Here is a 19,903-nt window from a genome sequence, read left to right as displayed (position 1 = left end):
AGCCCCAGGTGGACCGTATCGTCAGCTGGCCCGACCGGGTCGAGACGGCGCTGGCGTGGCTGGCCGGCCTGCTCTGGACCGCCCCGCTGCTCTATGTCTTCGTCCGCGCCTTCGAGTCGGGCACCGCCGATCTCTCCTCGGCCTGGCAGGCCGCGCCGTTCGGCCGTTACTACCTCAACACCGCGCTGCTGGTCACCGGGATCACCGCCGCCCAGCTGGTGGTGGGGGTGCTCGCCGCGTACGCCTTCGCCCGGTTCGAATTCCCCCTGCGGGGACCGCTGTTCGTCTTCGTCCTGGTCCAGCTCATGATCTTCCCCGAGGTCCTGATGTCGGAGAACTACCGGACGATCGCCGGCTTCGGCCTGCTGGACACCCTGCCCGGGGTGGGACTGCCCTATGTGGCCAGCGCGTTCTGCGTGTTCTTCCTGCGCCAGGCGTTCCTCGGGGTGCCGGACGAACTGGTGGAGGCGGCGCAGATCGAGGGCACCTCCCGGCTGGGCATCCTGTGGAAGGTGTTCGTCCCGGCCGCCAAGCCGAGCATCGTCGCGTACGCGCTGGTGTCGATCTCCACCCAGTGGAACAACTTCCTCTGGCCGCTGATCGTCGCCGTGTCGGACGAGACCAGGCCGGTGACCGTCGGCCTGGTCCGGTTCCTGGCCCCGGAGGCGGGCCTGGACGTGCCCCGGATGGCGGCCGGTACGGTCATCGTCACGGCGCCGCTGCTCGCCCTGTTCCTGATCGGGCAGCGGCAGTTCATCAACAGCTTCCTGCGGTCGGGGATCAAATAGACACCCTGCTAGAGCGCCCGGTGGCCGCCCAGCGCCCGGGTGATCCGGTCGGCGGCCTCGGCCAGCACCCCGCCGAGCTCGGTGATCTGGCGCACCGACTGGTCGCCCTTGAGGCCGGTGACGGAGAGCGCGCCGAGCACCGTCCCGGTGTGGTCGAAGACCGGGGAGGCGACGCAGAGCACCCCGTCGGAGTCCTCCTCGTCGTCCACGCCGTAGCCGCGTTCGCGGGTCAGGTCGAGCTCGGCCCGCAGCTCGGCCGCCGAGGTGATGGTCTTGCGGGTGCGGAAGGGCAGGCCGGTCTCCTCGGCGATGCGGTCGGTCACCGCGGGCGGCAGCAGGGAGAGGATCACCTTGCCGGCGGCCGAGGTGTGCGGCAGCTCGCGCACGCCGAGCGGGGTGTGGAAGCGGATGGTGCCCGGGGCGTCGACCCGGGCGATGAACATCGGGTAGCCGTCGTCGTTGATCGCGGCGCGCGCCGTCATCCCGGTCTGCCGGCTCAGCTCGTGCAGCGCCGGTTTGACCACGTCGGCCAGCGGGTGCGCGGCGGACGCCCGGTCGCCGAGCCGCACCAGCGCCATACCGAGCCGGTAGCGGGGGCCGGGCTGCACGTCGCGCAGATAGCCGGCGTCGACCAGGGTGCGGGCCAGCGAGTAGGCGGTGGACTTGGAGGTGCCGAGGCCGCGGGTGAGCTCGGTGAGGGTGACCCCCTCGGCCGGGCCCTCGGCGACCAGGTCCACCAGCCGCAGCGCCCTGACCACGCTCCCCACCGCGTAGGTCCGCTTCTCGCCGGTCTCCGTGGTGTCCGCCATCGCTGTGCTGTCCCCGTCCTGCTGTATGGAACCCAATTCTTCTCTGCCGAACATTCTAGGAGGGGTCCGTGGACCTGCTGACGCTCGCGACCGCGGTGGCGCGAAGGGGAGCCGACTTCGTCCTGAGCAGACGGGTGGCGGCGGTCTCCGTGGTCGCGACCAAGTCCTCCGAGCTGGACGTGGTGACGGCCGTCGACCGCGAGGCCGAGACGCTGATCCGCGAGGCGCTCCGCGCGGCCCGCCCGCGGGACGGCTTCCTCGGCGAGGAGAGCGGACACCGGCCCGGCGGTAGCGGGCTGACCTGGATCGTCGACCCGATCGACGGGACGGTCAACTACCTGTACCGGGCGGTGCCGTACGCGGTGAGCGTGGCCGTGGGGAGCGGGCCGCCCGAGGCGTGGACGGCCGAGGCCGGCGCGGTGGTGGTGCTCCCGGCCGGGGAGGTGTTCGCCGCCGCCCGGGGGAGCGGCGCGACCCTGGACGGCCGGCCGCTGCGGGCGAGCGGGGAGACCAGGCTGGACCGGGCGCTGATCGGCACCGGCCTGGCGTACGACCGCGAGGCCCGCGCCGGACAGCTGGCCGTGCTCGGCCGGCTCGCCCCCGGGGTACGGGACGTGCGAATGAGCGGTTCGGCCTGCGCCGACCTCTGCGCGGTCGCGGCCGGCCGGCTGGACGGCTGCTACGAACGCGGCCTCGGCCCGTGGGACCACGCGGCGGGCGCGCTGATCGCCCGCGAGGCGGGCGCCGTCGTCGAGGGCCCCGACGGCGGCCCGCCGGACGCGGAGCTGGTGCTGGCCGCCGCCCCGGGGATCGCCGCCGCGCTGCGCCGGGCGGTGGGGTGAGGGCAGGGTGCCTCCTGCGGATCCCGCCGGGCGGGCGACGTTCCCCGGCCTTCGGCCGGGTCCGGCGGGCCGAAGACGGGGAGGGCGGCCTGCCATGAACAGCGATCCCCCGGTCAGCGCGTGTCATCGGCTGCCGTGGGTCCGCTTCGCCGACGGCTGAGCACCGTAGCGATCGGGAGGGCCGCTGCCAGACCGCTGAGCAGGACGGCGGCGAGCGCGCCCAGGACGGCGGGCTGGTCGCCGAAGGCGATGCCGATTGCGGCCAGGGCGGGCCCGGCGTTGCGTACCGCGGTGACGCCGCCCATGGTGGTGCGGCGCACCGGCGGACCCGTGGCCAGCAGTGTGCCGACGGCGAAGGCGGCGGCTGCGAGCAGGAAACCGGCGAGGAGGGTGAGCGAGCCGAGGAGTGCGACGACGCCACTCCAGTTGCCGACCAGCATGCCCGCCAGCACGATCAGGAATGTCACGTTCGAGACCGCGGCCGCCGTGGGGTGCCACGACCGCGCGGTGGGCGTCGCGTAGCGGCGCAGCAGCAGGCCGATGACGAACGGTACGAGCTGTAGGAGGGCCACGGTCCGCACCAGCGCCGCGACATCGAGGGAGATCCCCCCGCCGACCTCGGCGGCGGTGAGAATTCCGTTGACCGTCGGGGCGAAGGTGAGGCTGCCGAGGGCGGCGAGCAGCACCTGCATCGCCGCGCCCGCGCTGACGTCGCCGTTCTGCACCATGGCCAGCTTCGCGCCGAAGGGTCCGCCGGGGGAGGAAGCGACAAGGACAAGTGCGATGAACGCTGCCGAGGGGAGGCCGAACAGCGCACCGATGCCCCAGCCGAGCAGTGGGACGACCACCAGGTTGGCGAGCAGCGCGAGTAGCAGCAGCGGGATGCCGGCGAAGACGCCACGCAGTGCCGCCACGGTGGCCCCCAGGCCGGCGGCGAACATGGTGGCCGCGATGAAGATCACGGTGACGGCGTTGAACAGCATGTGCAGGGTGTCCATGGGGCTTTCCCCTTGCGGTGGAGCGCGCGTCGCCGCCCTCTCAGTCCTGGGGATCGCCGAGCCAGCGCAGGGCGCTCAGGCTCGGCAGGAAGCAGTACTCGCCGCCGCGGGTGGCGACGAAGCGCGGCAGGGGGGCAAGGCGGCGTCGCACCGGCCGCCGGGGGACGGTGAAGCCGGCGGTGCCGTCGTGGGAGCCGGTGACGGGGTCTTTGGTGCTGCCCGCGCCGAAGAAGACGCCGTCGTTCATCCACTGCGACTGCACGAACTCGAACTGCCGCCCGAGGTGGGCTCCGATGAACGCGAACATCAGGCCGCGGTCGACCCCGTCGTCCTCCAGAACTCCCTCGGGCAGCGGAGGACCGTAGACGGTGCCGCGTCTGATCATGCGGTGCAGTCGCACCTGTCCTGCCACCGAGGCGTCGCGGGGGTTGGCCCGGCGGATGTGGCAGCCGCCGGGTGTGACGAATCCCGCCGGGTCGTCCCGCTCGTACAGGAAGGTGTTGCGGCGGTGCGGGTCGGCACCGATCGCGGGGTCGTCGTGCTGCGGACACAGCGCCAGGGGCGCTCCGCTGCGCCAGCGTCCCATGATCTTGGCCGCGAGCAGTTCCTCGTCCTCGGGGCCGTCGGCGTTGTCCCGCAGGTAGCGCCGGAACGCGGCGACCTCCTGGTGGAGTTTTCGGAAGACCGCGTAGCTGCCGTTGCGTCCCAGCACCTCCGGCTGCGGAGTTCGGACACCGCCGATCTCGTCCCGGTAGCCGAGCACGAACTCCCCGGCCTTCAAAGGTTCTTCCAGCTGGTTCGACCCGGCGATGCCGCTTCCTTCGACGGCCGGATGGCTGATGCCGTCGCGGTAGCCGAAATGCTCGGTCTCGGTGGGCAGCGCCTGACAGTCCTGTCGCCAGATCGCGGTCACCCCGGGAAGGCTGTCGTACGCAGGGCGGGCCCGGTCGAGGGCGGCCTTCAGCCGAGGGGTGTCAGGCGCTACTGCGGTGAGCACCACATGGACATCCGAGGTGCCCAGCGGCGCTTCCCAGTTCTCGGGGCTGCTCTCGCCGACATCGCTGAGCGCTTCGGCCCGGGCGGCCATCCCTTGCCGGAACTCCCAGGCGAAGGTGGCCAGTGATGCGCGCGGCACGCCCAGCGCCGCCAGACCGTGGCAGGTGACCGCGACACTGAGCCAGGTTTCCCCCAGGGGGCTGACCGAGTCGGCGGCAGAGGCCACCATCGCGCTCGCGCGCCGTATCAACTCCCGCCCGTGTGCCCGGTCATCGATGTGGAACACGAGGTACGTCGCGGCGTAGGGGGTCGGCCGAGGACTGAGAACCCCGCGCTGAATATCGCCGAGTTCCAACGCGACGTGCGTAGGTCCGCTCACGGTTGGCCTCCCTGCGGTACTACTTCGAGACGAGGTTCCGCCAGAAATTTCGCAGGCTCTCGTCGCCGCCGAACAGCGAACTGAAGATCGTGGAGTCCGCCAGCAGCACATCGCCGGCCTGCTCACCGCTCGGAGGCATCCACAGGAACATGTTGAACTCGGTGTTGCCGGCCTCGGTGAACGGATGCGGCCTGGAGGTGTCGATCGGCTGTCTGGCCAGCACGTGGATGACATCCGGCTCGTCGGTGGTCACGGCGTAGTGCGGCAGGTGCAGATGGAAGTTGAAGTTCGTCACCCCTTCCAGCCACCCTTTCGCGTCCAGGTCCCCGACCGTGGACAGCGGGGCGATCCTGTTCTTCTCCCGCACCGCGGGGCGCAGCCCGTAGCGGTTCTCGACCGGCACCCCGAGACCCTGCATCAAGCCCCGGACGTACGTGGCGAACCGCTGCTGGCGGGGGACCAGGGGATCGCCGTGATGGCGGTACTCCAGGTCGCGCACGGCCAGATCGTCCGATGCCCCGACGTCATGGTGAGGCCCCAGGACCAGACAGGCGTCCTCTCGGCCGAGGAAGGCCCGCAGTGCCTCGACCTCCTCGGGCCGGGCCTCCTGCCCGGCGACCATGTGGTCCAGCCCGAACACGAACAGCGTGTCGGTGTCGGCCAGTACGCGCTCGTCGAGCGGGGTCCGGAAGCCGGCCTGGTCGATGCGCTGATACACCGGGACGGGGTGCCCGGTGACCTCCTCGACGAACTGCTGGAACGGCACCCAGGCCCAGAAGAACAATTCCAGTGCGCCGGCGATGCCTTGTTGGAACCGCAAGGGGTCGGACCACTTCGGGTCCTCGTAGGCAGGCCACGCCACCCGCCTGACCTCCGTCATCGTGGAGAACCGGTTGTCCAGTTCAGCCGGATTTCTGCCCGCCTCGGCCGGATAGCTCCACGAGACGTAGATGCTCACCCGTCGCCGTCCCGGGGTGTAGTCGCGCGGGACGTGGTTCTGGTTGTAGGTGCGCGCGGTCCCGACCTTGCTCATCTCGTCTCCGATCCGCGGTGGGACAAGCTTGGGACGGCCCGTTCTCACTGCAGCTGGTCGAGCATCTCCGACAGGGCATCCTTGATCCGCAGAGCCTTCTTGATCTCATCGGCCGTCACGTACGGGTACTCCCCGTACTCGATGAAGCTCGGGCAGTGATGTTCGCGCACGAACCTGACGAACGCCTCGGGGTTGGTCTGCCAGTCCTCGGGGAACCCTTCGAGGTTCTCGAAGGCCGTGCTCACACCGGCCTTGCTGAAAAGCGCGACGGCGTCCTCGGTGTACTTGTCGAAGTCGGTGTCGAAGATCCCCTGGTACATGAAGCGCGTGTCGTCGTCGAAGAGCACCCAGCGCAGGTAGTGCAGTTTCAGCGGTGCGAGAAGATGTGGATCGCCCTCCAGCGCCTCGGCCAGGGTGTGGCCGTGCTCACGGATCGCGTCGGCCCGGCCCGGTTTGACCTTCGCGACGATGGTGAACCCATAACACGCCGGTGTCTTCGGATAAACGGGGCCGTATTTCCCCTGCTCGAACTGGTCGTTGTCCTTGGGGATGACGGCCGCCTGCGGCTTGATCTCCATGTCCGCTCCTCCCGCCGCCTACCGGCCGGGAACAATCCCCCTCATTCTCCCACGCGGTACGTCCTTCCGCGCTTCGCCAAGTCCGGCCACCCGGCTAAGGCAGCGTCAGCAGCACCTTTCCCCGGGGGCCCGCGCCGCCGCGCAGGGTGGCCAGCGCGGCGGCGGCCTCGACGAGCGGGAAGCGGTGGGTGATCACGAAGCCGGGCGCGACCTCGCCCGCGTTGAGCAGGCCCACCGTCTCGCGCCAGACCTCGGAGGTGTAGGCGAAGCTGCCGCGCACGGTGAGGTCCCCGTTGACCAGTTCGTCGATCGGAAACGCGGCCGTGCGGCCCGTTCCGGCCAGGCCGAGCAGCAGGACCGTCCCGCCGCGCCCGGCCGCGCCGAGCGCCGTCCCGACCGCCTCGGGTGCGCCGGCCGCCTCCACGACCAGCTGGTAGCCCCCGCCCGCCTCCTCGGGGTCGAGGGTGAACCGGTCCGCGCCGGCCGCCGCCGCGAGCCCGGCCTGCTCCGGGCGGCGGCCGAGCAGGCAGACCTCCGCCGGGGACCAGAGCCTCAGCAGATGGACGGCGAGCAGGCCGATCGTGCCGTCGCCGACCACCAGCGCCCGCAGCCCCGGCTCGGGCGCGGCCCGGCGCAGGCCGCGCAGCACCACGGCCATCGGCTCGACCAGCGCCGCCTCGGCCAGGTCCACGCCGGGCGCCAGCCGGTGCACCAGCCGGGCGGGGACGAGCAGTTCGTCGGCGGCCGCGCCCGGCCGGGTGAAGCCGATCTCGTCGTAGGTCGCGCAGAGGTTGGTCGCGCCGCGCCCGCAGGCGGCGCACCGCCCGCACGGGACGATGCCCTCGCCGACCACCGGGGTGCCGTCGGCCAGGACGCCGGACCACTCGTGGCCCAGCACCAGCGGGTAGCGGACGTAGGCGGGGTCGACGGCACCGTCCACCAGTTCCAGGTCGGTGCCGCAGAGGCCGACCGCGCGCGGGCGGACCAGGAGCTCGCCGGCCTCCGGGTCCGCCGCGGGGGAGGGCGCGTCGGTGAGCGCGACGGCGTGCGGCCGGTCGACGCGAAGGGTGCGCATGGTCGGTCTCCTCGGTGCAACGGGTGCGGGCGCCGTGGTGGCGTCGGGCCGGCCGGCCTGTCGTGTGCTGAGCTCGTGGCGGCGGTTCAAATGTTCTGCATTACAGAACGTTGGTTGTTAATTCAGCATAGCAGCCTTGACGATCACGAAAGCGGGCTGCTTAGCTCTCCATCGTTCACTGGAACGCGGTTCTGCACTACAGAACAGGCTCAGATGTGTTGACCGAAGCACTCGCCCGGGTCCGGGCCTGGCTGGCCGAACGGGAACTGCCCGCGCTGGTCGCCACCCGGCCGCCGGCCGTCGCCTGGCTCACCGGCGGGCCGAACCCCCCGATCGACCGGACGGCCCCGTTCGACACCCTCTGGGCGGTCGTCACCCCGACCACCGCCCTGCTGCTGACCACCGAGGTCGAGTACGGCCGGCTCATCGCCGAATACCCCGATCCCGACAGCGAGTTGCGGGCCGTCCCGTGGTACGACCCGGCCGCCCCCGCGGTCGCCGCCGCACGGTTCACCGGCCACGACCCGGCGCTGATCGCCTCCGACGGCCACCCCGCCTTCGGCGTCGACGCCACGGACGACCTCGTGGCGTTGCGGCTGGCACTCACCCCCGGCGAACAGGACGCCCTGCGCGCCCTCGGTACCGACGCCACGGCCGCCGTCGAGGACGCCCTGGACGACTGGCGGCCCGGCGACCGGGACCGCGACGTCCAGGCGGCGATCGCGGCCGGGGTGGAACGCGCCGGAGCCGACGCGCCGGTCCTGATCGTCGGCGGCGACGAACGGCTGCGCCACCGCCACCCGCTGGCCGTCGGCGCACCGTTGCACCGCACCGTCATGGCGGTCCTGGTGGCCCGCCGGGGCGGACTGCACGTCGCCCTGACCCGGTTCGCCGGGGACGCCCCCGACCGCACCGCGGTCCGCGCCATCGAGGCCGAGGCGCTCGCCGCGAGCCGCCCCGGCCGCAGCTACGGGGACGCGCTCACCGCCCTCGACCGCGCCTACACCGCCGCCGGGCACCCCGGCGGCTGGCGGCAGCACTACCAGGGCGGCCCGATCGGCTACGCCCAGCGGGAGTTCGAGATCGCGCCCGGGCAGACCGACAGCCGCTGGTACCGCCAGCCGATCGCCCTCGGGCACGCGCTGGCCTGGAACCCCAGCCTCCCCGGCGGAGCCAAGGCCGAGGACACCTACCTGCTGACCGACGCCGGGCCGGAGCGCGTCACCACGGCACCGCCCGTCGTAGACCGGCCCGCCACCACCGAACGATCCGTCACCGAACGACTCGTCACCGAACGACTCGTCACCACACGATCCGTCACCGACCCGAAAGGCAGCGCATGAGGGGCACCGAAATCCTCGCCGGACTCGGCCTGAGCGCCGAACCCGTCCCGCCGTCCAGCGAACTCCGGTTCCCCGACGGCGCCCACTACCGGGTGGAGATCCCCAGCGTCGAGGGACCGGACGTGCTGCGCGCCACCCTCGACGCGGGCGACGCCCTCGGCGTGACCGTCAACCGCGTCTCGCAGGGCAGCGGCGCCATGCTGCTCACCCGGGCCGAACTGGCCGAGATGGCCAGGATCGGCGCCGACCGGGGCGTCGAGGTCTCGCTGTTCGTCGGCCCCCGCGAGGGCTACGACACCGGCAACCACTCCCGCTCGGCCGACGGCGCCGCGCTCGCGGGCCAGCTGCGCGGTACCCGCCAGCTCCGCTACGCCGTCGAGGACGTGCTGCGCGCCGTCGAACAGGGCATCCGCGGCTTCCTGGTCTCCGACCTGGGGCTGCTGGAGGTGCTGAGCGGCCTCCAGACGGCCGGGGAGCTCCCGGCGTCCGTGGTCTGGAAGGCCTCGGTGCTGATCGCACCGTCCAACCCGGTGGCCATGCGCCAGCTGGCCCGGCTCGGTGCGCACACCGTCAACGTGCCGTCCGACATCACCCTCGGCCAGCTGGCCGAACTGCGGGCGGTCACCTCGCTCCCCATCGACCTCTACGTCGAGTCCCCGGACTGGCTCGCCGGAGTCGTGCGCGGCCACGAGACGACCGACCTGGTGCTCGCCGGTGCCCCGATGTACGTCAAGTTCGGTCTGCGCAACGCCCGCAACCTCTACCCGGCCGGCGCGCACCTGGCGGCCGACGCCGCCGCGATCGCCGTGGCCAAGGTCCACCGGGCCGCCGTCGCGGGGGAGTGGATCGACCGGCTGGGCGTCCCGCTCGTCCAGTCCGGTCCAGGAGCGGAGGGACTGGGGGTGCCGGAGCTGTGACCGGCCGACCGCCGCAGGGCCCGGAACCCGCCCCGTTGCGCAGCCGCGCGTGGTTCGCGGGCGACGACGAGGTCGCCGTCCTGCACCGGGTGGCGATGCGCTCGGCCGGGATCGAGCTGGCCGCCGACGACCACCGCCCGGTGATCGGCATCGCCGACTCCGCGAGCGACCTCAACCCGTGCAACCTGCCGCTCGCCGGGCTGGTCGACGCCGTCCGCCGGGGCATCACCGAGGCCGGCGGCATCCCGCTGCGCTTCCCCGTCATGTCGCTCGGCGAGGACCTGATGAAGCCGACGGCGATGCTCTACCGCAACCTCCTCGCCATGGAGGTCGAGGAGACCCTGCGGGCCAACCCGCTCGACGGCGTCGTCCTGCTCGCCAACTGCGACAAGACCGTCCCCGGCGCGCTGATGGGCGCGGCCAGCGCCGACCTCCCGGCCGTCCTGGTCACCGGCGGCGCCCGCCCGCCGGCCGTGTTCCGGGGCCGCCGGCTCGGCACCGGCACCGACCTGTGGCGGCTCTGGGAGGACCACCGCACCGGGCGGCTCTCCGACGACGCCTGGACCGAGGTCGAACGCTGCCTCTCCTGCGGCCTCGGCGCCTGCAACACCATGGGCACCGCCTCCACCATGGCGGTCCTCACCGAGACGCTCGGCCTGGCACTGCCCGGCTCGGCGACCGTCCCGGCCGGGGACCGGGCCGCCGAGACGTTCGCCGAGCAGGCCGGACGCCGGGCGGTCGAGCTGGTACGGGAGGGCACCACCCCGTCGCGGATCCTCACCCGGACGGCGTTCCGCAACGCGATCACCGTGCTCAACGCCGTCGGCGGCTCGTCCAACGCGATCATCCACCTCTCGGCCCTCGCCGGGCGGCTCGCCCTGGACCTGGCACCGGAGGACTTCGCCCGCCCGGACGTGCCGGTGCTCGTCGACGTGGCACCGTCCGGCGCCGGCCTCGTCCAGGACCTGCACGCGGCCGGCGGCGTGCCGGCCCTGGTCCGCGAACTGGGCGGCCTCCTCGGCCAGGACGCCCCGACCGTGGCCGGGACGACCCTCGGCGCGGCCGCCGCCGGCGCACCCGGTCCCTCCGGCGTGCTGCGGCCGCTCGCCGACCCGCTGCGCCGGGGCGGGGCCTTCGCCGTCGTCCGTGGCTCGCTGGCCCCGGACGGCGCGGTGATCAAGATCTCGGCGGCCGGCCCGGAGCTGCTCGTCCACCGCGGCCCGGCGCTGGTCTTCACCTCGTACCAGGAGATGCGGGCGCGGATCGACGACCCCGACCTCGATGTCACCGCCGACACCGTGCTGGTGCTGACCGGCTGCGGGCCGGTCGGGGTGCCCGGCATGCCCGAGTGGGGCATGGTCCCGATCCCCGCCAAGCTGGCGGCGCGGGGCGTCACGGACATGGTCCGGGTCACCGACGGGCGGATGAGCGGGACCAGCTTCGGCACCGTCTTCCTGCACGTCGCCCCCGAGGCCGCCGTCGGCGGGCCGCTGGCGCTGGTCCGTACCGGCGACACGGTCGTGGTGGACGTCCCGGCCGGGCGGCTCGACCTGGACGTCCCGGCGGCGGAGCTGGCCCGTCGCCGCGCCGCCTGGTCACCGCCGCCCTCGCCGCACCTGCGCGGCTGGCCCGCGCTGTACCAAAAGCACGTCACACAGGCCTCGCAGGGCTGCGACTTCGACTTCCTCCGCGCCCCCACCGAGGCGCACCTGGGGATGGTCCCCCCGGTGATCGGGCGCTCCTGAAGGGCCCTCACCCGACCCGACGCGGAAGGAAACGGATGGAGTGGGAGATCGCGGTCGCGGCCGGCGCAGAGCTGGGCGAGCGGCCGGTCTGGGACGACCGGACCGGTGAACTCGTCTGGGTCGACCTCGCGGCCGGTACGGTCCACCGGCACCGGCCGGGCGGGGACTCGGCCGTGCGGTACCCGGGCACGGTCGGCGCGGCCGGGCTCCGTGCCGCGGGCGGTCACGTCCTGGCGGCCGGCACCGACTTCGTCCTGACCGGCCCCGACGGCGGCGTCGAGCGGCGGATCCCGCTGCCCGGAGCCCCGGCGGGCGTCGCCTTCAACGACGGCGCGGTGGACCCGGCCGGGCGGTTCTGGGCCGGGACCGCCGCCCTCGATCTGCGGCCCGGCGGCGGCGCCCTCTACCTGCTCGAAGCCGACCTGACGGTGCGGCTGGTCCTGGACGGCGTCACCGAGTCCAACGGCCTCGCCTGGAACCTCGCCGGCGACCTGCTCCACTACGTCGACTCCGGCGCGCCCGAGCCGCGCGTCCGCGCCTTTCCGTACGACAAGCGGACCGGTGAGCTCGGCGCGCCCCGCGAGCTCGCCCGGTTCGGCCCCGGCGACGGCATCCCCGACGGGCTCACCGTCGACCGCGAGGACTGCCTCTGGGTGGCGCTCTGGGAAGGCGCCGCCGTCCGCCGGTACGGGCCCGACGGCACACTCCTCGCCCACCTGCCGCTGCCCGTCCGGCTGGCCACCTGCCCCGGGTTCGGCGGGCCCGGCCTGGACCTCCTGTACGTCACCACGGCCCGGCAGGGCCTCGACCCGGCCGCGCGGGCCGCCGAACCGTCGGCCGGGCACGTCCTGGTCACCCGGCCGGGGGTCCGCGGGGTGCCCGCCCACCGCTTCGCGAACTGACCCCCCCGCACCAGGAGAACGGCCCTGAACGCCATGGACACCCCGGACACCGCACCTACCGCACCTACCGGACCCGCCGCGCACCCGCCCGGCGGCCACCCCGCCGACGCCCTGGCCGCCCGGGCCGCCGCCGCCCACGCCGAGCTGCGCCGCCGGCCCACCGCCTACCACGGGCGGCTGCTGCACGCCGTCGCCGACCGGATCGACGCCGTCGGCCCCGACCTCGTCTCCACCGCCCACCGCGAGACCAACCTGCCCGAGCCCGGCCTCACCGCCGAACTCGCCCGCACCGTACGCCAGCTGCGGATGTTCGCGGACCTCGCCGCCGACGGCTCCCACACCGAACCGGTCGTCGACCGCGCCGACCCCGCCGCCCGTCCGCCCCGGTCCGACCTGCGCCGGATGCTCGTCGGCATCGGCCCGGTCGCGGTCTTCGGGGCCGGCAACTTCCCGCTCGCCTTCGGCGCCGCCGGTGGCGACACCGCCTCCGCCCTGGCCGCCGGCTGCCCGGTGGTCTGCCGCCCGCACCCCCTGCACCCGCGCACCGCCCGGCTCACCGCCGCCGCGGTCCTGGCCGGTCTGCGCGACGCCGGTGCCCCCGACGGCACCTTCGCGCTGCTCCCGGACCCGGCCCTGGAGGCCGGCCGCCGGCTGGTCACCGCCGACCCGATCCGCGCCGTCGCCTTCACCGGCTCGTCGACCGGCGGGCGCGCCCTGTTCGACCTGGCCGCCGCCCGCCCCGACCCCATCCCCGTCTACGCCGAGATGGGCAGCGTCAACCCGGTCGTCCTGCTGCCCGACGCCCTCGCCCGCCGGGGCGAGGAGATCGCCCGGGGCCTCGCCGCCTCCCTCACCACCGGCTACGGCCAGCTCTGCACCAGCCCCGGCGTCGTCCTGCTGCCGGCCGGCGCCGGGGACTTCGCCACCCGCCTGCTCGCCGCGCTGGACGAGGCCCCCGCCGGCCGGCTGCTCAGCCCCGACCTGGCCCGCCGGCTCACCGCCGGACTCGCCGAACTCGCCGCCCTGCGCGGCGTCGTGGTGCTGCGGGACGGCACCGCCGACGACGACGGCGCCTTCACCACCACCGTGCTCGGCACCGACACCCGGACCTTCACCGAACACCCCTCGCTGCGCGAGGAGTACTTCGGCCCGGCCACCGTCCTGGTCCGGTACGACGACCCGGCCGCGCTCCCGGCCGTGCTGCGGGCCCTGCCGCCCGGTCTCACCGTCACCGTCCACGGCGACGCCGAAGCCGAACTCGTCGACGCCGCCGTCCAGCAGGCCGGCCGGGTGGTCTTCGACGGCTTCCCCACCGGCGTCGCCGTCTCCCCGGCGATGACCCACGGCGGCCCCTACCCGGCGACCACCTCCGTCCTGCACACTGCCGTCGGCCCCACTGCCGTCCGCCGCTTCCTGCGGCCGGTCACCTACCAGAACGCGCCGCGGTCCGCGCTGCCGCCGGAGCTGCGCGACGATCGTCCGGCAAGCCCCACCAGCAGGGAGAACCCACCATGCGCGTGATGGCGTACAACATCCTCGACGGCGGGGAGCGCCGCACCGAGCCGCTGCTCGCGGTGATCCGCGCCCAGCGCCCCGACGTCCTGGGCCTCTGCGAGTGCGCCGGGTTCGACACCGACGGCACCTTCGAGTGGTTCGCCGAGGAGCTCGGCCTGGTCGGCGTCCTCAACCGGGCCCCCAGCGGCAACCATGTGGCGCTGCTGCACCGGCCCGAGCTGGCGGTCGTCCGCACCTCCACCCAGTCGGCCGGGATGTACAACGGCATGGTGGAGGCGGTGCTGCGCACCGGGCTGGGGGAGGTCGCCTTCGTCATGACGCACCTCCACCCGTTCTCGCCGCTCTTCCGGCTGGCGGAGGCGGAGACCGTCGCCGGCGCCGCCTCGTTCGCGCCGCACTCGGTGGTGATGGGAGACCTCAACAGCCTCTCCGCCGCCGAACACCCCGACACCCACCGGGCGTTGGCCCGGACCCTCCGGCTGCGGACCACCACGGCCGACGGCCGGATCGACACCGGCCCGGCCGACCTGCTGGCCGCCCGGGGCTGGACCGACCTCGACCGGGGCACTCCGCGACCGACCTACCCGACCCGCATCCCGATCGCCGAGGAGGCCCCCGGCGGCGCGGCCCGGCTGGACTACCTCTTCGCCACGCCCGAACTGGCCGCACGCTGCCGCGAGTTCACCGTGGTCGACGACGACCTCGCGCACCTGGCCTCCGACCACCTGCCGGTCGTCGCGGAGTTCGACCTCGGCTGAGCGGGTGCCGGGTCGGACACCGGGCCGGGAGCCGGGCACCGGAGTAGACTTCCGGGCCGAAGGCTTCGGTGAGGGGGAACCGTGGTGCGGCTGAGTGTCGACATCCGTGCCTCGCTGGTCGCGCGGGCCTTCCACCACGCCTTCACCCGGCCGGTGGTGGCGATCGACGGTGTGGAGACGCCCGCGGTCTGGGGCCGGACGCGACTGCCCGTCGAGCCCGGGCCGCACCGGCTGGCCGTGTACTTCCGCTACCGCGGCCAGCGCACCGCCCGGCTCGGCCTCGGGCAGAGCGCGTTCACCGCCGACACCGCCGTGCCCGAACCGCACGCCACCGCCCGGCTCGGCCCGCGCAACGGCAGCCACTTCCGCGTCACCGTCGACACGCGGACGGGTGGGCGTCAGCCCGAGGAGCCCACGGGGTAGGCGTACGTCCCCGCGCGCAGGACGTCGCGCAGCGCCGTCGGGCCCGGCAGCCAGTTGCCGAGGACCAGGGCGGACGGGTAGAACATCGGCCCGGGCAGGGCGTCGACCGGGAACCGCTCCCAGCCGGCGCAGGCGTGCGGCTCGGTGACCTCGGCGGCGGCCAGGCTCGGCGGGGCGAGCACGGCCGCGGTGAGCCGGGGCCGGCCCAGCTCGTGGTCGAGGAGGACGGCCAGGACGCGCATCTCCGAGGCGGGGAGCACGATGCCGGTCTCCTCGGCGAGTTCACGCGCGGCGGCCTGCTCGAAGGACTCGCCCGGGTCGTCCACCTTGCCCCCGGGCAGGCTCCAGGTGGGCGGCTCGCCGGCGGTGATCCGGCGGCCGAGCAGCACCCGGCCGTCCCCGGTGGGCACGATCACGCCTGCGCCGAGCATCGGTGCGGTGGTCAACTCCGGTCTCCTTCACGGACGGCGATGCGGGCGGCGATACGGCGGCGATACGGGTCTTCGGACGGCGACCCGGACGGGCGGGGGGAGCCGACGGGCCGCCACCGCGCGGCGGCCCGTCGTCGGACGGCGGTCCGTCACCAGGCGGCGCGGTCGAAGTCCTTGAGGAAGCAGCCGTACAGGTCCTCGCCCTGCTCGCCGCGGACGATCGGGTCGTACACCCGGGCGGCGCCGTCGACCAGGTCGAGCGGGGCGTGGAAGCCCTCCTCGGCGAGGCGCATCTTGTCCGGGTGCGGCCGCTCGTCGGTGATCCAGCCGGTGTCGACGGCGGTCATCAGGATGCCGTCGGTCTCGAACATCTCCTGCGCGCTGGTGCGGGTGAGCATGTTGAGCGCGGCCTTGGCCATGTTGGTGTGCGGGTGGCCGGCGCCCTTGTAACCGCGGGTGAACACACCCTCCATCGCCGAGACGTTGACCACGTACTTGCGGCGGGAGGCGGAGGCGGCCATCGCCGGGCGGAGCCGGCTGATCAGGATGAACGGCGCGGTGGAGTTGCAGAGCTGGACCTCCAGCAGCTCCACCGGGCCGACCTCGTTGACGGTCTGCACCCAGCTGTTGGTGGACGCGAGGTCGGGCACCAGGCCGCCGGCGTCGATCGCGGTGCCGGCCTCGATCCGGGCGGGCGTCGCGGAGCCGGTGACCAGGGCCAGCGAGGTGACGTCCTCGGCGGAGATCCGCTCGCTGCCGCCGGTGGCCTGGGCGGGCAGCGCGGGCAGGTCGACGCTGCCGCTGCCGAACCGGCCGATGGTGGTGGACTGCGGCAGCTCGCCGGCCGGCAGCGGCGCCGACTCGGCGGCGACCAGCTCGCGGTAGGACTCCGGCGGCCGGCGCACGGTCTGCGCGGCGTTGTTGATCAGGATGTCCAGCGGGCCGTCCGCGGCGACCTCGTCCGCGAGCGCCAGGACCTGGGCCGGGTCGCGCAGGTCGATGCCGACGATCTTGAGGCGGTGCAGCCACTCGGCGCTGTCCGGCATCGCGGTGAAGCGGCGGATGGCGTCGTTGGGGAAACGGGTGGTGATGGTGGTGTGGGCGCCGTCGCGCAGCAGCATCAGCGCGATGTACATACCGATCTTGGCCCGGCCGCCGGTGAGCAGCGCGCGCTTGCCGGTGAGGTCGGCGCGGGCGTCGCGGCGGGCGCGGTTCCTGGTGGCGCAGGGCTGGCAGAGGTTGTGGTAGAACGCGTCCACCTCGACGTACCGCTGCTTGCAGGTGTAGCAGGAGCGCGGGCGCTCCAGGATGCCGGCGATCTCGGCGGTGGTGACGGTGGTCAGGCCGAACGCGCCGGCCGTCTCGTCGTCGATCCGGGTCGGCGCGCCGGTGGCGGTCCGTGCGGTGACCTCGCGGTCGTTGGCGGTCTTCCGGGCCCGGGTCTCCTGGCGGCGGCGCTGCTTGAGCGTGCGGAATATGCCGCCGACGGCCTTGCGGACGGTGATCGCGTCCGGGTGGTCCACGTGCAGCTGGTCGAGCTCGGCGAGCACGTCGAGGCAGAGCCGCAGCCGCTCGGGGTCGAGACCGGGGCCGTAGTCGATCTCCTCCTCGGGGCCTTCGCCGCCGCCGTCCCGCTCGATGTCCTGCTCGAAGTCCACGCCCGCCGTCATTCCCGCTGCCGTTCTCTGGTCTCGCCTCGCCGTTACCGCGTGAATGCTACGGGAGCGGCCGTGGCCGGGGCGAAAAGCGGACCGGCTGGAGGAACCTCCAAGCCGGACGCCGATCCGGTGATCATGCTTTGTGCGGTGCGCCAGCAATCCTGTTCGAACTGGCTTTTGGTTCCACCGTCCCGGAGAATCGAATGCTGGGTGCGGGGCGCCCGAACGCGCCCTGCGGCACCACCGCAATCGCGCCCGAGGTGTACCTCCCCCCAGCCAGAGAGCCCCTTCATGCGCTTCCTGAACGACCTCATGCCCTCGTACGACCTGACGTACGACGACGTCTTCATGGTCCCCAGCCGTTCCGCCGTGGGCTCCCGGCAGGCGGTCGACCTCTCCTCGAACGACGGCACCGGCACCACCATCCCGCTGGTCGTGGCCAACATGACCGCCATCGCCGGCCGCCGGATGGCCGAGACCGTCGCCCGCCGCGGCGGCCTGGTCGCCATCCCGCAGGACATCCCCACCGAGGTCATCGCCGACGTCATCGGCTGGGTCAAGCAGCGCCACCTGGTGCACGACACCGCCATCACGCTGGACCCGGGCGCCACCGTCGCCGAGGCGTTGTCGCTGCTGCACAAGCGGGCGCACGGCGCGCTGGTCGTGGTCGAGGACGGCCGGCCGGTCGGCGTGGTCACCGACTCCGACTGCCAGGGCGTCGACCGCTTCACCAGCCTCGCCGACGTCATGTCCCGTGACCTGGTGCTGCTGGACGAGGGCATCGACCCGCGCGCCGCCTTCGACCGGCTGAGCGAGACGCACCGCAAGCTCGCCCCGGTGGTGGACGCCGAGGGCCGCCTGGTCGGCATCCTGACCCGCAAGAACGCGCTGCGTGCCACCCTCTACACCCCGGCCGTGGACGCCGCCGGCAGGCTGCGGATCGCGGCCACCGTCGGCATCAACGGCGACGTGGCCGGCAAGGCCCAGGCCCTGATCGACGCCGGGGCGGACGTGCTGGTGGTCGACACCGCGCACGGCCACCAGGAGTCGATGATCAGCGCGCTGCGCGCGGTGCGCGGGCTGGACCCGCGGATCCCGATCGTGGCCGGCAACGTGGTCTCCGCCGCCGGTGTCCGCGACCTGGTCGAGGCGGGCGCCGACATCCTCAAGGTCGGTGTCGGCCCCGGCGCGATGTGCACCACCCGGATGATGACCGGCGTCGGCCGCCCGCAGTTCTCCGCCGTGCTGGAGTGCGCCGCCGAGGCCCGCCGGCTCGGCCGGCACGTCTGGGCCGACGGCGGCGTGCGCCACCCGCGCGATGTCGCGATGGCGCTGGCCGCCGGTGCCTCGAACGTGATGATCGGCTCCTGGTTCGCCGGTACCTACGAGTCGCCGGGCGACCTCCAGACCACCGCGGACGGACGCCAGTACAAGGAGAGCTTCGGCATGGCCTCGGCGCGCGCGGTGAGCAACCGCACGGCCCAGGACTCCGCCTACGACCGCGCCCGCAAGGCGCTGTTCGAGGAGGGCATCTCGCACTCGCGGATGTTCGTCGACCCGGCCCGCCCGGGCGTCGAGGACCTGATCGACTCGATCGTCGCCGGGGTGCGCAGCTCCTGCACCTACGCGGGCGCCTCCAGCCTGGAGGAGTTCCACGAGAAGGCCGTGGTCGGCATCCAGAGCGCCGCCGGCTACGCCGAGGGCAAGCCGCTGCACTCCAGCTGGGCCTGATCACCCGGGCGCGGTGTTCGGCCGACGCCCGGCCGGTTCCCCGCCACGGGGAGCCGGCCGGGCGCCGGCGCGGCGGTGGTGCCGTGGAACCCCAGCGGGGTGAGCAGGGCGCGGCCGAGCAGGCCGACCGATCCGTCCAGCGCGGCGGCGAGCGCGGCCGCCGCCAACGGCACCCCGCGCAGCTCCCAGAGCGCGAGCACGCTCGTCCACGCCGTCTCGCGGGCCGCGTCGACCGACCAGGCGCCCACCCGGTGGGTGAGCGGCTCGGCCCGCTCCAGCAGGTCGGGCCCGGGCATCAGCTGCTCGCGGACGGTCGTCTCCACCTCCGCCAGCAGTCCGTTGATCCGGTCGTAGTCCCCGGCCAGTTCGTCCGGCGGGCAGCCCAGCCGGTGGCAGGTGTCCAGGACGGCGAGCGGCAGATCGTGCTGGATGTGGGCGTTCATCCCGGCCAGGGCGAACTGGACCGGGTGCACGTCCGGGTCCGCGCGCAGCTCGAACAGCGGCCGCCAGCAGGCGGGCGGCCGCCCACCGGCCGCGTCGGCGTCCACGGCCAGCAGATAGCGCCCGGCGAACGCCGCGTCCAGCTCGGCCATGGCGACCGGGTCGGCGAAGTAGGGCCGGTCGCACGCCGTCAGCCGGTCGCGCACGGTCTCCGTCACCGTGAGGTACATCCGGTTGAACACCGCCACGCCGTCGCCCCCGGGCAGGCCCGCCCCGATCTCCCGCAGCCGGCCGATCACCCCGTCGACCTTCCCGAGGCCGGGTCCGAGCCCGGGCCCGAGCCGGGGGCCCGGTCCGGGTCCGACCGCCGCCGTCACCGCACCACCCGGCATACGTCACTCCCCGACGTCGATCGCGCACCGATCGCATCATCGTGTCAGCGGAACGCCGGGCCGCAGCCGGTGCCGCGCGGCCGACGGCCGTCGGAGTGATCAGCCCAACTCGTACTCCAGGACGTACAGGACGTAGGCGTGCCTGCCCT

19 protein-coding genes are annotated in these 19,903 nt (G+C 73.7%); 10 read left to right on the top strand and 9 right to left on the bottom strand.

Annotation, left to right across the window (positions count from 1 at the left end; translation table 11 throughout):
* Positions 1-8: 8 nt before the first annotated feature.
* Complete coding sequence (locus ACIP82_RS04025) at positions 9-788, top strand: carbohydrate ABC transporter permease (RefSeq protein ID WP_400650592.1); 780 nt, start codon at positions 9-11, stop codon at positions 786-788.
* 8 nt (positions 789-796) lie between these two features.
* Here the strand turns inward: ACIP82_RS04025 and ACIP82_RS04020 are convergent, their stop codons facing one another.
* On the bottom strand, positions 797-1,597 hold the full coding sequence (locus ACIP82_RS04020; protein WP_363605070.1) for an IclR family transcriptional regulator: 801 nt from the start codon (positions 1,595-1,597) through the stop codon (positions 797-799).
* Between the two features lie 68 nt (positions 1,598-1,665).
* Here ACIP82_RS04020 and ACIP82_RS04015 point away from each other — a divergent pair, with 68 nt between their 5' ends.
* Entirely contained in the window at positions 1,666-2,439 is a 774-nt protein-coding gene (locus ACIP82_RS04015) for an inositol monophosphatase family protein (RefSeq protein ID WP_400650587.1), read from the top strand.
* Positions 2,440-2,552: 113 nt separating this feature from the next.
* Here the strand turns inward: ACIP82_RS04015 and ACIP82_RS04010 are convergent, their stop codons facing one another.
* From ACIP82_RS04010 to ACIP82_RS03990, 5 genes are all read right to left on the bottom strand, one after another.
* Positions 2,553-3,437, bottom strand: coding sequence for a hypothetical protein (locus tag ACIP82_RS04010; protein ID WP_363605068.1), 885 nt, complete (start codon positions 3,435-3,437; stop codon positions 2,553-2,555).
* A gap of 40 nt (positions 3,438-3,477) precedes the next feature.
* Positions 3,478-4,812, bottom strand: a complete 1,335-nt coding sequence (locus ACIP82_RS04005; protein ID WP_363605067.1) for a Dyp-type peroxidase — start codon at positions 4,810-4,812, stop codon at positions 3,478-3,480.
* A 19-nt stretch (positions 4,813-4,831) separates the two neighbouring features.
* A complete protein-coding gene (locus tag ACIP82_RS04000; protein WP_363605066.1) occupies positions 4,832-5,845 on the bottom strand; it encodes a hypothetical protein in 1,014 nt (337 codons plus the stop codon).
* Positions 5,846-5,889: 44 nt separating this feature from the next.
* The gene (locus tag ACIP82_RS03995) at positions 5,890-6,423 is read right to left on the bottom strand and encodes a hypothetical protein (RefSeq protein WP_363605064.1); all 534 of its coding nucleotides are present in this window, start codon (positions 6,421-6,423) and stop codon (positions 5,890-5,892) included.
* Between the two features lie 94 nt (positions 6,424-6,517).
* Positions 6,518-7,498: a zinc-binding dehydrogenase gene (locus ACIP82_RS03990; protein WP_400650583.1), complete on the bottom strand. Its 981-nt coding sequence runs from the start codon at positions 7,496-7,498 to the stop codon at positions 6,518-6,520.
* A gap of 218 nt (positions 7,499-7,716) precedes the next feature.
* Between ACIP82_RS03990 and ACIP82_RS03985 the strand changes: the two genes are divergently transcribed.
* The 7 genes from ACIP82_RS03985 to ACIP82_RS03955 all read left to right on the top strand — a co-directional run bounded on the left by ACIP82_RS03985 (position 7,717) and on the right by ACIP82_RS03955 (position 15,101).
* The gene (locus ACIP82_RS03985) at positions 7,717-8,841 is read left to right on the top strand and encodes a M24 family metallopeptidase (RefSeq protein WP_400650581.1); all 1,125 of its coding nucleotides are present in this window, start codon (positions 7,717-7,719) and stop codon (positions 8,839-8,841) included.
* Positions 8,838-9,758: a hypothetical protein gene (locus ACIP82_RS03980; protein WP_400650578.1), complete on the top strand. Its 921-nt coding sequence runs from the start codon at positions 8,838-8,840 to the stop codon at positions 9,756-9,758. Before ACIP82_RS03985 ends, ACIP82_RS03980 begins: the two co-directional genes overlap by 4 nt.
* 35 nt (positions 9,759-9,793) lie before the next feature.
* Entirely contained in the window at positions 9,794-11,503 is a 1,710-nt protein-coding gene (locus ACIP82_RS03975; RefSeq protein WP_400650575.1) for a dihydroxy-acid dehydratase, read from the top strand.
* Positions 11,504-11,538: 35 nt separating this feature from the next.
* Positions 11,539-12,405, top strand: a complete 867-nt coding sequence (locus ACIP82_RS03970) for an SMP-30/gluconolactonase/LRE family protein (RefSeq protein ID WP_400650572.1) — start codon at positions 11,539-11,541, stop codon at positions 12,403-12,405.
* A gap of 33 nt (positions 12,406-12,438) precedes the next feature.
* Positions 12,439-13,926, top strand: coding sequence for an aldehyde dehydrogenase (NADP(+)) (locus tag ACIP82_RS03965; protein WP_400650570.1), 1,488 nt, complete (start codon positions 12,439-12,441; stop codon positions 13,924-13,926).
* A complete protein-coding gene (locus ACIP82_RS03960) occupies positions 13,917-14,678 on the top strand; it encodes an endonuclease/exonuclease/phosphatase family protein (protein ID WP_363605054.1) in 762 nt (253 codons plus the stop codon). The genes ACIP82_RS03965 and ACIP82_RS03960 overlap by 10 nt, the downstream gene beginning before the upstream one ends.
* Before the next feature lie 81 nt (positions 14,679-14,759).
* The gene (locus ACIP82_RS03955) at positions 14,760-15,101 is read left to right on the top strand and encodes a hypothetical protein (RefSeq protein ID WP_400650567.1); all 342 of its coding nucleotides are present in this window, start codon (positions 14,760-14,762) and stop codon (positions 15,099-15,101) included.
* On the opposite strand, the gene ACIP82_RS03950 is transcribed toward ACIP82_RS03955, so the two are convergent.
* Both ACIP82_RS03950 and ACIP82_RS03945 read right to left on the bottom strand, forming a co-directional pair.
* Complete coding sequence (locus ACIP82_RS03950) at positions 15,077-15,547, bottom strand: NUDIX hydrolase (RefSeq protein ID WP_400650564.1); 471 nt, start codon at positions 15,545-15,547, stop codon at positions 15,077-15,079. The genes ACIP82_RS03955 and ACIP82_RS03950 overlap by 25 nt on opposite strands.
* Positions 15,548-15,681: 134 nt before the next feature.
* The gene (locus tag ACIP82_RS03945) at positions 15,682-17,202 is read right to left on the bottom strand and encodes an SDR family NAD(P)-dependent oxidoreductase (RefSeq protein ID WP_400650562.1); all 1,521 of its coding nucleotides are present in this window, start codon (positions 17,200-17,202) and stop codon (positions 15,682-15,684) included.
* A gap of 279 nt (positions 17,203-17,481) precedes the next feature.
* On the opposite strand from ACIP82_RS03945, the gene ACIP82_RS03940 reads away from it, so the two are divergent.
* Positions 17,482-18,921 carry a GuaB1 family IMP dehydrogenase-related protein gene (locus tag ACIP82_RS03940; RefSeq protein ID WP_363605050.1) on the top strand — a complete coding sequence of 480 codons (1,440 nt, stop codon included), beginning with the start codon at positions 17,482-17,484 and terminating at the stop codon, positions 18,919-18,921.
* Here ACIP82_RS03940 and ACIP82_RS03935 read toward each other — a convergent pair.
* Positions 18,882-19,754, bottom strand: a complete 873-nt coding sequence (locus tag ACIP82_RS03935) for a DUF5995 family protein (protein ID WP_400650559.1) — start codon at positions 19,752-19,754, stop codon at positions 18,882-18,884. The two genes, ACIP82_RS03940 and ACIP82_RS03935, sit on opposite strands and share 40 nt — an antisense overlap.
* Between the last annotated feature and the right edge of the window lie 149 nt (positions 19,755-19,903).

This window comes from Kitasatospora sp. NPDC088548, from assembly GCF_044753005.1.
GTDB lineage: Bacteria > Actinomycetota > Actinomycetes > Streptomycetales > Streptomycetaceae > Kitasatospora.
Note: the sequence above shows the minus strand (reverse complement) of the source record. Positions and strands in the feature narration are given on the sequence as shown.

Bases quoted from the DNA above. Each gene is read 5' to 3' on its own strand.
- ACIP82_RS04020 (WP_363605070.1), bottom strand. From the start codon at position 1,597: ATGGCGGACACCACGGAGACCGGCGAGAAGCGGACCTACGCGGTGGGG.
- ACIP82_RS04010 (WP_363605068.1), bottom strand. From the start codon at position 3,437: ATGGACACCCTGCACATGCTGTTCAACGCCGTCACCGTGATCTTCATC.
- ACIP82_RS04000 (WP_363605066.1), bottom strand. From the start codon at position 5,845: ATGAGCAAGGTCGGGACCGCGCGCACCTACAACCAGAACCACGTCCCG.
- ACIP82_RS03995 (WP_363605064.1), bottom strand. From the start codon at position 6,423: ATGGAGATCAAGCCGCAGGCGGCCGTCATCCCCAAGGACAACGACCAG.
- ACIP82_RS03990 (WP_400650583.1), bottom strand. From the start codon at position 7,498: ATGCGCACCCTTCGCGTCGACCGGCCGCACGCCGTCGCGCTCACCGAC.
- ACIP82_RS03980 (WP_400650578.1), top strand. From the start codon at position 8,838: ATGAGGGGCACCGAAATCCTCGCCGGACTCGGCCTGAGCGCCGAACCC.
- ACIP82_RS03970 (WP_400650572.1), top strand. From the start codon at position 11,539: ATGGAGTGGGAGATCGCGGTCGCGGCCGGCGCAGAGCTGGGCGAGCGG.
- ACIP82_RS03965 (WP_400650570.1), top strand. From the start codon at position 12,439: ATGGACACCCCGGACACCGCACCTACCGCACCTACCGGACCCGCCGCG.
- ACIP82_RS03960 (WP_363605054.1), top strand. From the start codon at position 13,917: ATGCGCGTGATGGCGTACAACATCCTCGACGGCGGGGAGCGCCGCACC.
- ACIP82_RS03945 (WP_400650562.1), bottom strand. From the start codon at position 17,202: ATGACGGCGGGCGTGGACTTCGAGCAGGACATCGAGCGGGACGGCGGC.
- ACIP82_RS03940 (WP_363605050.1), top strand. From the start codon at position 17,482: ATGCGCTTCCTGAACGACCTCATGCCCTCGTACGACCTGACGTACGAC.
- ACIP82_RS03935 (WP_400650559.1), bottom strand. From the start codon at position 19,754: ATGCCGGGTGGTGCGGTGACGGCGGCGGTCGGACCCGGACCGGGCCCC.